This is a genomic window from Vibrio sp. bablab_jr001 (assembly GCF_016464285.1).
In the GTDB taxonomy this organism is placed as follows: Bacteria; Pseudomonadota; Gammaproteobacteria; order Enterobacterales; family Vibrionaceae; genus Vibrio; species Vibrio fluvialis.
On record NZ_JACDWZ010000039.1, the window covers coordinates 646,221 to 658,699 of the forward strand.

Below are 12,479 nucleotides of genomic sequence, written 5' to 3' on the forward strand. Positions count from 1 at the left end.
ACGTTTTCGTTACTTATAAACAATCTCGCCTGCTGGTGCGAAGCGGTTAACATCAACCGGGCTGTTCGCTTCCAGGTAATCTTTCAGCACTTCCGCATCCACGAAACCTGTGTTCACAAAACCCGGGTGATCCGTGATTTTCGGATAACCGTCGCCGCCCGCAGCGTTGAAGCTTGGCACAGTGAAGCGGTAGTTCTCATCCAGACGCAGCTGTTTGCCACCGATGAACACATTCGACACTTTGCCTTCTGCCACCGTCATTGTGATGCCGGCAAATTGTGCATAAGCACCAGAGTCCACTGGCTTGGTTGCCACCACATTAAGGTAGTCCATCACTTCCTGGCCCGTCATGTCCACATAGCTCACGATGTTGCCAAATGGCTGTACTTTCAACACGTCTTTGTAGGTCACATCACCAGCAGGAATGGAATCACGCACGCCGCCTGAGTTCATGATGGCGAAATCCGCTTTAGCGCGTTGCATGTGCGCCATCGCGATCATTCGGCCCAGATTGGTTTGTTGGAAACGCACCACATCGCGGTCGCCTTCCAGCTTGCCGTTGGTTTCTGCAATCTTGACATTCAGCTGAGCCGAACCTTTTTCCTGATATGGGCGCAGGAACTCGAGCATCGCTTGGTCTTCTTTGATTTCAGACGTTGCAAATACGCGCTTGCTTTCACCATTGACCTTCACTTTTTTCTTCAGGTTAACCGGGATCAGGTTGTAACTCACCATATTCAGTTCACCGTTACGGAATTCGTAATCGGCACGGCCCACGTATTTACCCCATTCGTATGCCTGAACAATGTAAGTCCCGTTTTGAATGTCCGGTTTACACTCATCACCCGGAACGAAGTTTTTCTTCACCAGATTCGGGCCTTCCATACACACCGGCTCTTGCGAGTGACCACCAACGATCATGTCCAGTTCACCCGCAGGCAGGAAGCGCGCCAGTGCTACGTCGCCCGGCGCATTGATGCCGTGTTCGCCATTTTGGTAGTGGCCCATGTGCGTTACCGCGATGATCAGATCCGGATGCTCGTTGTCTTTAAGCTCTTCGATCACTTTTTTCGCTTCCGCTTTTGGATCGCGAAAATCGATGCCACCGATGTATTCCGGGTTGCCAATCTTAGCGGTGTCTTCCGTCGTCAGACCGATAACCGCAATCTTGATGCCCTGCTTGTCGAAAATGTGATAAGGCTGGAACAGGCGTTTGCCCGTCGCCTTGTCGTAAATGTTAGCCGACAGCATAGGGAAGTTTGCCCACTCTTCCTGTTTAAACAGGACTTCAAGCGGGTTATCGAATTCATGGTTACCGATCGCCATCGCGTCGTAGCCAATCTGGCTCATACCTTTAAAATCAGGCTCTGCATCCTGCAGGTCAGATTCTGGTACACCAGTGTTGATGTCACCGCCCGACAGCAGCAACACACTGCCGCCTTGCGCTTCAACATCGGCACGAATCTGGTCAATCAGGGTCTTACGCGCTGCCATGCCGTATTCACCGTAGTTGTTTTGCCAGAAGCGTCCATGATGGTCATTGGTATGCAGAATGGTCAATTTGTACGTTTTGTCTTGTTGCCATTCATGCGCTGGCTGCGAAGCACAACCAGCCAGCGACGCAATAATCGCTGCACTTAACACGGATTTCAGGAGTAAGCCTTGTTTCATTGTCATACCTTTCAACTGATGGGGGTCCACTGCTTTTCTATTCAAATTGTAGTCAGTTGGCGTGCACTTGGAGCGTACACCCGGCGCCAACCGACTGATAAAACATGAACTAATTTAAAGTAAGCTTGATGATGTGACAGCTTGGTTTCATAACTATGTGAAACTCATCACTATAAACAGCCACACTTAATGCGTTAGATTATCGGCAAAAAATGGCTGGCAATAAGAAGATGAAGGAATTTTCGCCAATTGTCTGCGCACAAGCGGCAAAAACGAGCACGCAAGCGTTTACTCAACAAACCTAATAACAGGCACAAAAAAACCGCCCGAAGGCGGTTTTTCTCATTCCGTTAGCGAATGTCGATTGGCGCGAAGCTTTTCACCAGATCGTCCAGCGCTTTCATCTGTGCCAGGAATGGCTCCAGTTTATCGAGTGGCAACGCTGACGGACCGTCACATTTCGCCTGATCCGGATTTGGATGCGCCTCAATAAACAGACCCGCAATACCCGTTGCCAGGCCCGCTTTCGCCAGTTCAACAGTTTGCTCACGGCGACCGCCTGAGGCTGCGCCCGATGGGTCACGCATTTGCAGGGAGTGCGTCACGTCAAAAATAATTGGGCTGCCGTTGGACGCTTTTTTCATCACGCCAAAACCCAGCATATCGACAACTAGGTTGTCATATCCGTGGCAAGAACCGCGTTCACACAGAATCACTTTCTCGTTGCCACACTCTGCGAATTTTTCCACGATGTTGCCAACCTGACCCGGGCTCATAAACTGAGGTTTCTTCACATTGATCACCGCGCCGGTTTTCGCCATCGCTTCCACCAGATCCGTTTGACGCGCCAGGAAAGCTGGCAGCTGAATCACGTCCACCACGTCCGCAACCGGTTGGGCCTGTGCTTCGGTGTGTACGTCAGTGATGATTTTTACGCCGAAGGTATCTTTCAGTTCCTGAAAGATTTTCATGCCTTCTTCCAGACCTGGACCACGGTAAGAGTGCACCGAACTGCGGTTCGCTTTATCAAACGAAGCTTTGAATACATAAGGAATGCCCAATTTGTCCGTCACCTGAACGTAGTGCTCACAAATACGCATCGCCATATCGCGGGATTCCAGCACGTTCATGCCTGCAAACAGGGTAAACGGCTTGTCGTTGGCTACCGGAATATCACCGACGTGAACAATTTTCTGTTCCATTCTCTTTTCTCTTCGTTGTGATTAATGCAAGGTCACATGATTGTGACTGAGTGCATTGAGTTGAGTTTTCAATAATTTTGCTGCCGGATCGTCCGGGCACTGATCAATAAAATACTGATAATCCGTCAGCGCGATCTGGTGGCACTCCAGTTGCTGGTAGATAAAGCCACGGTCGCGAATTTCGTACGGGTCATCCGGAACAAACGTCAGTGCCAGATCGGTACATCTCAGTGCCAGAGTATAGCGCTCTTCGCGCAGCAGGGCACTTTTCACCAGCGCAAGCCAACGACCAATAATGGTCGGGTGATCGGCAGGCTTCAAATGCTCCGCTTTGAGTTTGGTCAGCGGCCCTTTGTGGCCAATCAACCACGCCTGCAAAGTATGGCGGGAAACGTACTCCCCGGAAAACGGGTTAATATAAAGCGGCGTTTCGCCCGGCCAGCTTAGCTCCAGCAGGAACTGAGTCGGAAAGGTAATTCCTTGCAGCGGAAAGCCCAGTTGGCGACCGAAATAGAGCAACAGCGCGCCCAGGCTGACCGGAATGCCTTTTCGACGCTCCAGTACTTTATCAATAAACGCATTGTGGGATTCGTAGTACGCTTCGCGGTCACCACTAAAACCCCACTCAAAATAGAACAGGCGCAGAAACGATTCAAAACGCTGCTTCTCGTCACGTTCGTTAACCAGAGTCAGCTCCGCTTCATCCAGTAATCGTTTCAGCTCGATGCGTGCCCAGTCGACCCGGGTATCAGGATTGATGGCCTTATTCAGCGCAAGAGCACCATCCACCAGCTCCATCGCATCAAAATCTTCATCAAACAAATCCAGCATCACACAACTCTATCTGTGAATTTCATTAAAACAGGCTATCCGCTCAGCCAAAAAACATCGGTACTTTCGTTACGGCAATCTTGCCGGCAATCGCCAGCCAGCCCAGCGCACCAAAGAAGGCAAACGTGCGCAGCAGTTTGTTGCGACCCAGTTTCAGCGCAAAGAAGCCCAGTGCGATGTAAGCCAGTACGCTGGTCAGTTTGTCCGTCATCCATGGCGCAGCAGCGGTAAACGGCACAAAACCCGTCACAAAGATCAGGCCGATACCGGATAGCAGCAGGAAGGTGTCCACAATATGAGGAAACACTTTCAGGAATTTATGTTGGCGTAACTCTGAGTCCATCATCATCAGAACGTAACGTACCGACAGCAGCAGAGCGCTCAGGCCGATCGTCAGCAAATGAAAATGTTTTAATCCTTCGTACATTGTCTTCCTCGTTAGTAGTTATATTGGCCCAGCGTAACGCGATCGTTACCGGCATAATCCTGCTCGGTGACCACCTGCTGATAGCCCAGTGCCTGCATGATGGTTCTCACGCTGGCACCTTGATCGTAGCCATGCTCAAACGCAAGCCAGCCGCCGTTTTGTAAGTAATCTCGGCCAGCGTCGCTGATGTGTTTGATGTCGGCTAAACCGTTGTCAGCCGCAACCAGCGCAGTTTTCGGCTCAAAGCGAACATCGCCCTGCACCAGGTGCGGATCGTTTTCTTCGATATAAGGCGGGTTGGAGACTATCAAAGCAAACTTTGTACCGCGTGATAAGGGTTCAAACCAACTGCCCTGCAAAAACGTGACGTTGGTTATGTGCAAACGGTTAGCATTGTCAGTAGCCAGTTGCTGCGCTTCGTCACGCAGGTCGATGCCCACCACGCGGCGGTGAGGCAACTCTGACGCCAGCGCCAACGCAATCGCGCCCGTGCCAGTGCCTAAATCGAGAATATCACCTTCAAGTGTCTGCGCTTTTTCCAGCGCCACTTCCACCAAACGTTCAGTGTCAGGACGAGGGATCAGGGTAGACGGCGACACTTTCAGTGGCAGCGACCAGAATTCACGCTCACCGATAATGTAGGCAACCGGCTCACCGGTGATCCGGCGCTGCAGCAAAGCATCAAACATTGCCTGAATTGGCGCGTCGAGTACTTTGTCTGGCCAGGTGAGCAAATAGGAGCGGGGTTTATCCAGTGCGTGGCAAAGCAGCACCGCGGCATCCAATGACGGCGAGTCGCTGCCGCTTTGCGTCAATTGCAAAGTCGCCGCCTTAAGGGCGGCTTCTATGGTCAAAGACATCGATCAGTTTTGCTCAGCCAGAGCGGCCAACAGGTCAGCCTGATGCTCTTGAATGACAGGATCCACCAAAGATTGCAGATCGCCTTCCATCACTTCGCTCAAACGGTAAACCGTCAGGTTGATGCGGTGATCAGACACGCGGCCTTGCGGGTAGTTGTAAGTACGAATGCGGTCACTGCGATCGCCCGAACCCAACAGGTTACGACGAGTATCAGAAATTTCCGCTGCACGCTTCGCCTCTTCCGCCTGAGCAATGCGCGCTGCCAGTACCGACATTGCCTTGGCTTTGTTTTTGTGCTGTGAACGTTCGTCCTGACACTCAACGACAATACCGGTTGGTAGGTGGGTAATACGAATCGCTGAATCGGTGGTGTTAACGTGCTGACCACCCGCACCTGAAGAGCGGAATGTGTCAATTTTCAGGTCCGCCGTACGGATTTCCGGAATTTCTGCTTCTGGCACTTCTGCCATCACTGCAACAGTGCACGCTGAAGTGTGTACGCGGCCTTGAGATTCCGTCGCCGGAACACGTTGCACACGGTGACCACCGGATTCAAATTTCAAAATACCGTACGCGCCGTCGCCGTTCACTTTTGCGATCATCTCTTTATAACCGCCGTGTTCCGCTTCGTTTGACGACATCACTTCGATGCGCCAACCGCGTTTTTCCGCAAAACGGCTGTACATACGGAACAGGTCACCAGCGAAGATGCCCGCTTCATCGCCGCCCGCACCAGCGCGGATTTCAAGGAAACAGTTACGGTCATCGTTCGGATCTTTGGGCAGCAGCAGAATTTGCAGCTCATCGCTCAAGCGCTCAATCGCGGCTTTAGCCAGTTTGATTTCTTCTTGCGCCATTTCGCGCATTTCTGCGTCGTCTTCTTTGGCCATCTCTTCAGCTGCAATCAGATCTTCCTGCGCTTGCTGGTAAGCCTGAAAACAGTGAGTGATCTCCTCAAGCTGTGAGTACTCTTTTGACAGAGCACGGAACTTGTCCTGATCACCGATAACCGCTGGATCGCCCAGCAGATGTTGAACCTCTTCATAACGCTCAACCAGGGATTCAAGCTTTACTAAAATCGACGCTTTCATAGTTTCTTCTTTAAACGAATAAGGAGTAGATGTTTATTGTGGGTCATCAAGACCCAGACTTTGTCTGATAATGGCCAGTTTAGCTGGCTCGCCCTGCTCCGCGGCGGTTTGCAGCGCGCGCGTCGGGGTGTGGATCAGTTTGTTGGTCAGTTTGTTGCTCAGTTCAATCAGCAGCTTTTCCGCATCGCCGCCTGCCGCTAACGCTTGTAAGCTCTTACTCAGCAAATCTTCACGGATTTCATTGGCCGCTTTACGGTAGTCACGAATACTGTCGACCGCTTGCAGCGAACGCATCCAGGTCATGAATGCCGCGCTCTCTTCGCTGACAATCGCTTCGGCCTGAATCGCTTCGACCTTACGCTGCTCAATATTACTATCGACGATAGACTGCAAATCATCCACCGAATAGAGATAAGCATCGTTCAAATCACCGACCTGGGATTCGATATCACGCGGTACGGCAATATCGACCAGCAACATAGGCTGGTAACGACGCGCTTTAAGGGCGGTTTCCACCATACCTTTGCCGATGATCGGCAGCGGACTGGCGGTTGAACTGATCACAATATCGGCGTATGCCAGATAGTCGGGAATTTCGTTGAGGGCAATCACTTCCGCATCAAACTGCTGCGCGAGATTCATGGCCCGCTCACGAGTGCGGTTAGCCACGATCATACGTTTGCAGTTGTGCCCTGCCAGATGTTTGGCCACCAATTCGATGGTTTCTCCGGCACCAACCAGCATGACAGTGGCATCGGAAAGTGATTCGAAAATGTGTTTTGCCAGTGTGCAGGCGGCATAGGCCACCGACACTGCGCTGCCACCAATCTCCGTTTCGGTACGGACACGTTTGGCAACAGAAAACGCTTTTTGGAATAACTTTTCCATTGAGGAGTCAACGGCACGGCTTTCCCGCGAGTCAGCATACGCCTGTTTGACCTGGCCCAGAATCTGCGGTTCGCCCAGCACCAGAGAATCCAGACCGCACGACACACGCATCAGGTGGCGAATGGCCGCCTGCTCTTCATGTACATAAAGGCTGGGTTTAAGATCTTCGGCACTGACCTGATGAAACTGAGACAACCATTCGATCACTTTGTTCTTGCACGAAGATTTCACATCACAGTAGATCTCGGTCCGGTTACACGTCGACAGGATCACGCTCCCGTTGACGAATGAACTGTCAGACAGCTGCCCCAGAGCTTCAGACAACTTGTCTGGGCCAAAAGCAACTTTTTCTCGCAATTCAACCGAAGCCGTATTGTGATTGATTCCAATAGCAAGCAAGGACATCTATCGAGGGTTCTCTGGTAAGAAATGGACTAGGCGCAGAATTTTACTTGATGACCCTGTTTATTGAAAGGGTCAACGGGATTTGTTTTCCCGAGTTCGTGATATCAATGATATAGTGAAGGCCGTTTGACCGTTTTGACTGGATAAATAACGAGCATTTTATGACGCTTAAGCCACGTATTTACCTGATCGTTGCGCTGCTGATGACCCTATTTGGCTGTAGCAGCGTGCCGGAACCCATCGCCGATGTGAAGTGGCAATCCCACCAGGCGCGCCTGACCAGCATTGCGCAGTTTAAATTGGTTGGCAAACTCGGTTATATCTCCCCGGAGCAGCGCCAGTCCCTCAATTTCCAGTGGCAAAAATCAGCCGAAAACAGCCAGCTGCGCCTGACCAATTTCCTTGGCCAGACCGTACTCAATCTGACCATTTCACCGCAGGGTGCGCGAGTGGAAACCTATGATGAGCAAGTGTTCACCGCTCCGAGCGCCCAGCTTCTGGTACGCCAGCTGACCGGGCTTGATATTCCGGTTGATCTGCTGCAGGACTGGATCCTCGGTCTGCCGTCTCAGGCTGACAACTACGCCTTGAATGCCAACAATACGCTGGCAACGTTAGATAAACACGCTGGCAGCTACAGTTGGCATGTTGATTACGCCCGCTATCGTGAATACCCGTGGCAGCAATCTAACCTGCCATTGCCAGACAAGCTCAAACTGACTCAAAACCAGACTTCAATTAACCTCGTGATCTCAAAATGGACACTGACGCCATGATTTCAGGCCCGATACTTAATACGCCGACAAGCTGGCCTTCGCCAGCCAAGCTCAATCTTTTCCTCTACATCACTGGCCGCCGCACCGATGGGTACCACGAGCTGCAAACCCTGTTTCAGTTTCTCAATCATGGCGATACGCTGACAATTACGGCCAACACCAGTGGTGCAATCGAGCTAACGCCGGAACTGCCGGGCGTAAAAACCGAGGAGAATTTAATCAGGAAAGCCGCCACCGCGCTGCAACGCGCCAGCGGTTGTCCGTTAGGTGCAAAGATTGAACTCAATAAAGTGCTGCCGATGGGCGGGGGCATTGGCGGCGGTTCATCCAACGCCGCCACGGTGTTGGTTGCGCTCAACTTCTTGTGGCAAACCCACCTCAGTGATGATGAACTGGCACACATCGGGCTTGCGCTTGGCGCAGACGTTCCCGTGTTTGTGCGTGGTTTTGCCGCGTTTGCTGAAGGCGTCGGTGAACAACTCTCTCCTGTTGAAGTGCAGGAGAAATGGTACTTAGTCGTGCGTCCGGACGTTTCGATCGCGACCAAAGATATCTTCACCCATCCACAACTGACAAGAAACACAGTGAAGCGAGATCTGGCAACGCTTCTTGACACTTGTTACGAAAACGATTGCGAAAAAATTGTCCGAATGCTTTACCCAGAGGTTGATAAGCAACTTTCATGGCTGCTACAATACGCGCCGTCAAGATTGACCGGGACGGGATCTTGCGTTTTTGCTGAATTTTTGAGCAAGAAAGAAGCGGAAGCTGTCCTTGCCGAACTCCCTGACAACGTCTCTGCGTTTATTGCCCTTGGGCGCAATGTTTCACCGCTGAAAGAGACGCTGGCTGATTACCAATCGGCCCACACCCAATCTATTTAAAAACTGGACGCAACCCTGAGGTTTCCACCGTGCCTGATATGAAGCTATTTGCTGGTAACGCCACACCCGAACTAGCCCAACGTATTGCTGAACGTCTCTACATTTCTCTTGGTGATGCGACTGTTTCCCGTTTCTCTGACGGCGAAGTCGCAGTACAAATCAATGAAAATGTTCGTGGTAGCGATGTATTCATTATTCAATCAACTTGTGCACCAACCAACGACAACCTGATGGAGTTGGTGGTAATGATTGATGCAATGCGCCGTGCTTCAGCAGGCCGTATTACTGCTGTAATCCCTTACTTTGGTTATGCTCGTCAAGATCGCCGTGTGCGTTCAGCCCGTGTGCCAATTACTGCAAAAGTTGTTGCAGATTTCCTTTCTAACGTCGGCGTTGACCGCGTTCTCACTATCGACCTGCACGCAGAGCAAATCCAAGGCTTCTTCGACGTACCAGTAGATAACATTTTCGGTACTCCAGTTCTGCTGGAAGACATGAAAGCACGCAGCCTGGAAGATCCAGTGGTGGTTTCTCCGGATCTGGGTGGTGTTGTTCGTGCACGTGCAACGGCAAAAGCGCTGGGTGACATCGACATCGCTATCGTCGACAAACGTCGTCCACGCGCTAACGTGTCTGAAGTGATGAACCTGATCGGTGATGTTGAAGGTCGCGACTGTGTGATCGTTGACGACATGATCGACACTGGTGGTACGCTGTGTAAAGCGGCTGAAGCACTGAAAGAGCGTGGAGCAAAACGTGTCTTTGCTTACGCAACTCACGCGGTATTCTCAGGCAACGCTGCGAAAAACATCAAAAACTCTGTGCTTGACCAAGTGATCGTGACTGACTCTATCACTCTGTCAAAAGAGATGGCAGCAACAGGCAAAGTAACTCAACTGACTCTGTCTACCATGCTGGCTGAAGCGATTCGTCGTATCAGCAACGAAGAATCTATCTCAGCGATGTTTAACTAATAAGCTTCGCTCAGATTTCCTCTTCTGAATTGGGCGCTTCATCTTCGGATGAGGCGCTTTTTATTTCTCAGCGCATGAGAAAAAGCAGAGTATCGCCCCGCGCGTCTTTTCTGTGCTATCATACCGCGCTTTTTCGTTTCCGAAGGGATCCTAGCCTTGAGTCAACCAATTAAATTACTTGTCGGTCTGGCCAATCCGGGTCCGGAATACGCCAATACACGACACAATGCCGGCGCATGGGTCGTGGAAGAACTGGCTCGCATTCACAACGTGGTGCTGAAAAATGAGCCGAAGTTCTTTGGTTTAACCGGTCGTATTATGGTCAACGGCGAAGATCTGCGTTTGCTGATCCCCACTACGTTTATGAATTTATCCGGTAAAGCCATTGCCGCCCTGGCAAAGTTTTATCAGATCAACCCCGAAGAGATTATGGTCGCTCATGATGAGCTGGATCTGCCTCCGGGCGTTGCTAAGTTTAAAAAAGGTGGCGGCCATGGTGGTCACAATGGGTTGAAAGACACCATTAGCAAACTGGGCAACAACAAAGAATTTTACCGTCTGCGGATTGGCATTGGCCATCCGGGACACAAAGATAAAGTAGCAGGCTATGTGTTAGGCAAAGCTCCCGCCAAAGAGCAGGAGTGTCTGGATGCCGTGGTGGATGAATCCGTTCGCTGCCTCGACATTTTAATTAAAGATGGCCTCACCAAAGCGCAAAACCGCTTACACACGTTCAAAGCTGAATAAGGTTACAGTCATGGGTTTTAAATGTGGCATCGTTGGTCTTCCAAACGTTGGTAAATCAACACTTTTTAATGCACTCACTAAAGCAGGTATCGAAGCGGCAAACTTCCCGTTTTGTACTATCGAACCAAACACTGGTGTGGTACCAGTACCGGATCTGCGTCTGGATGCGCTGGCAAAAATCGTAAATCCTGAACGTGTTCTGCCAACCACCATGGAATTCGTAGACATCGCAGGCCTAGTAGCCGGCGCGTCAAAAGGTGAAGGCTTGGGTAACAAATTCCTGGCAAACATTCGCGAAACTGACGCGATTGGTCACGTTGTACGCTGTTTTGAAAACGAAAACATCGTGCACGTAGCAGGTAAAGTATCTCCTATCGAAGACATCGAAGTGATCAATCTGGAACTGGCAATGGCTGACCTTGACAGCTGTGAACGCGCCATTCAGCGTCAAGCCAAGCGTGCAAAAGGTGGCGACAAAGACGCGAAATTCGAACTGACCGTGCTAGAAAAACTGCTGCCAGTTCTGACTGAAGGTGGTTCTGCACGTACCGTTGCGCTGTCTAAAGAAGAGCTGGCAGCCGTTGGTTACCTGAACTTCCTGACCCTGAAGCCAACGATGTATATTGCAAACGTGGCAGAAGATGGTTTTGAAGACAACCCATATCTGGATGCGGTGCGTGAGTTCGCAGCCCAAGAGAACAATGTGGTTGTTCCAGTATGTGCGGCGATTGAATCTGAGCTGTCTGAACTTGAAGAAGACGAGCGCGATGAGTTCCTGGCTGATCTCGGGATCGAAGAACCAGGCCTGAACCGCGTGATCCGCTCAGGTTACGATTTGCTTAACCTGCAAACTTACTTCACCGCGGGTGTAAAAGAAGTGCGCGCTTGGACCATTCCTATCGGCGCCACCGCTCCTCAGTCTGCAGGTAAGATCCACACAGACTTCGAACGCGGCTTTATCCGTGCCGAAGTGATCGGCTATGACGATTACATTCAGTTCAATGGTGAAAGTGGCGCGAAAGAAGCCGGTAAATGGCGTCTTGAAGGTAAAGATTACATCGTAAAAGATGGCGACGTAATCCACTTCCGTTTCAACGTATAAGCGCCCAAAAATACGATTGCTCAAAAGCCAACCAAAGGGTTGGCTTTTGTTGTTTCTGGCGCGAGGAAATCTGAAAAATCAGGCACAGATTAAGGTAATGAATCTGTTGTTTTGGTAGCAGTTTTTGATCACAAACACGCCTCTTTGTTTAAAAAAAACCCGAACAGTCAGTTTCAGGGAATTTATTCAAAAAAACTATTGACGCTCCTGAACCATATCCGCATAATGCGCTCCGTTCTCAGCGATAAGGCAACTTAAAGCCAAGGACAAATTTGTTGGCTACGTAGCTCAGTTGGTTAGAGCACATCACTCATAATGATGGGGTCACAGGTTCGAATCCCGTCGTAGCCACCATTTCCTAAGTACTTTTCGCATGGCAACATGACAAAGTCTTTAGGAAATAATGCGGAAGTGGCGAAATTGGTAGACGCACCAGATTTAGGTTCTGGCGCCGCAAGGTGTGAGAGTTCAAGTCTCTCCTTCCGCACCATATTCAGATAACGAAAGTTATCGCTGTAGGTCTATCGCCAAGCGGTAAGGCAGCGGCTTTTGATGCCGCCATTCCCTGGTTCGAATCCAGGTAGACCTGCCATATTACACCTTGTCTGAGGTTATCAGAC

12 protein-coding genes and 3 tRNA genes are annotated in these 12,479 nt (G+C 50.7%); 8 read left to right on the forward strand and 7 right to left on the reverse strand.

Annotated elements, in window-relative coordinates:
- Positions 1 to 9 precede the first annotated feature (9 nt).
- From ushA to hemA, 7 genes are all read right to left on the reverse strand, one after another.
- Positions 10 to 1,671 carry a bifunctional UDP-sugar hydrolase/5'-nucleotidase UshA gene (ushA, locus tag JIG40_RS05870; RefSeq protein ID WP_020331750.1) on the reverse strand — a complete coding sequence of 554 codons (1,662 nt, stop codon included), beginning with the start codon at positions 1,669 to 1,671 and terminating at the stop codon, positions 10 to 12.
- A gap of 350 nt (positions 1,672 to 2,021) precedes the next feature.
- A complete protein-coding gene (gene kdsA, locus JIG40_RS05875; RefSeq protein ID WP_020430645.1) occupies positions 2,022 to 2,873 on the reverse strand; it encodes a 3-deoxy-8-phosphooctulonate synthase in 852 nt (283 codons plus the stop codon).
- Between the two features lie 21 nt (positions 2,874 to 2,894).
- The gene (locus JIG40_RS05880; RefSeq protein ID WP_158142660.1) at positions 2,895 to 3,704 is read right to left on the reverse strand and encodes a SirB1 family protein; all 810 of its coding nucleotides are present in this window, start codon (positions 3,702 to 3,704) and stop codon (positions 2,895 to 2,897) included.
- A gap of 43 nt (positions 3,705 to 3,747) precedes the next feature.
- Positions 3,748 to 4,131 carry a SirB2 family protein gene (locus tag JIG40_RS05885; protein ID WP_020331747.1) on the reverse strand — a complete coding sequence of 128 codons (384 nt, stop codon included), beginning with the start codon at positions 4,129 to 4,131 and terminating at the stop codon, positions 3,748 to 3,750.
- A gap of 11 nt (positions 4,132 to 4,142) precedes the next feature.
- Positions 4,143 to 4,991 carry a peptide chain release factor N(5)-glutamine methyltransferase gene (prmC, locus tag JIG40_RS05890; protein WP_038129519.1) on the reverse strand — a complete coding sequence of 283 codons (849 nt, stop codon included), beginning with the start codon at positions 4,989 to 4,991 and terminating at the stop codon, positions 4,143 to 4,145.
- Positions 4,992 to 4,994: 3 nt separating this feature from the next.
- Positions 4,995 to 6,083 (reverse strand): peptide chain release factor 1, encoded by a 1,089-nt coding sequence (gene prfA, locus JIG40_RS05895; RefSeq protein WP_020331745.1) that lies wholly within the window; start codon positions 6,081 to 6,083, stop codon positions 4,995 to 4,997.
- A 33-nt stretch (positions 6,084 to 6,116) separates the two neighbouring features.
- Positions 6,117 to 7,376, reverse strand: coding sequence for a glutamyl-tRNA reductase (gene hemA / locus JIG40_RS05900; protein WP_020331744.1), 1,260 nt, complete (start codon positions 7,374 to 7,376; stop codon positions 6,117 to 6,119).
- Between the two features lie 161 nt (positions 7,377 to 7,537).
- On the opposite strand from hemA, the gene lolB reads away from it, so the two are divergent.
- From lolB to JIG40_RS05940, 8 genes are all read left to right on the forward strand, one after another.
- Complete coding sequence (gene lolB / locus JIG40_RS05905; protein ID WP_020331743.1) at positions 7,538 to 8,152, forward strand: lipoprotein insertase outer membrane protein LolB; 615 nt, start codon at positions 7,538 to 7,540, stop codon at positions 8,150 to 8,152.
- The gene (gene ispE, locus JIG40_RS05910) at positions 8,149 to 9,036 is read left to right on the forward strand and encodes a 4-(cytidine 5'-diphospho)-2-C-methyl-D-erythritol kinase (RefSeq protein ID WP_199464968.1); all 888 of its coding nucleotides are present in this window, start codon (positions 8,149 to 8,151) and stop codon (positions 9,034 to 9,036) included. Before lolB ends, ispE begins: the two co-directional genes overlap by 4 nt.
- Positions 9,037 to 9,065: 29 nt before the next feature.
- Positions 9,066 to 10,010 carry a ribose-phosphate pyrophosphokinase gene (locus tag JIG40_RS05915; protein WP_020331741.1) on the forward strand — a complete coding sequence of 315 codons (945 nt, stop codon included), beginning with the start codon at positions 9,066 to 9,068 and terminating at the stop codon, positions 10,008 to 10,010.
- A 156-nt stretch (positions 10,011 to 10,166) separates the two neighbouring features.
- Positions 10,167 to 10,757 carry an aminoacyl-tRNA hydrolase gene (gene pth / locus JIG40_RS05920; RefSeq protein WP_020331740.1) on the forward strand — a complete coding sequence of 197 codons (591 nt, stop codon included), beginning with the start codon at positions 10,167 to 10,169 and terminating at the stop codon, positions 10,755 to 10,757.
- Between the two features lie 10 nt (positions 10,758 to 10,767).
- Positions 10,768 to 11,859: a redox-regulated ATPase YchF gene (ychF, locus tag JIG40_RS05925; RefSeq protein ID WP_020331739.1), complete on the forward strand. Its 1,092-nt coding sequence runs from the start codon at positions 10,768 to 10,770 to the stop codon at positions 11,857 to 11,859.
- 277 nt (positions 11,860 to 12,136) lie between these two features.
- A tRNA-Met gene (locus tag JIG40_RS05930) sits at positions 12,137 to 12,213 on the forward strand.
- A gap of 51 nt (positions 12,214 to 12,264) precedes the next feature.
- A tRNA-Leu gene (locus tag JIG40_RS05935) sits at positions 12,265 to 12,349 on the forward strand.
- Between the two features lie 27 nt (positions 12,350 to 12,376).
- Positions 12,377 to 12,451 (forward strand) — tRNA-Gln (locus JIG40_RS05940).
- Positions 12,452 to 12,479 lie beyond the last annotated feature (28 nt).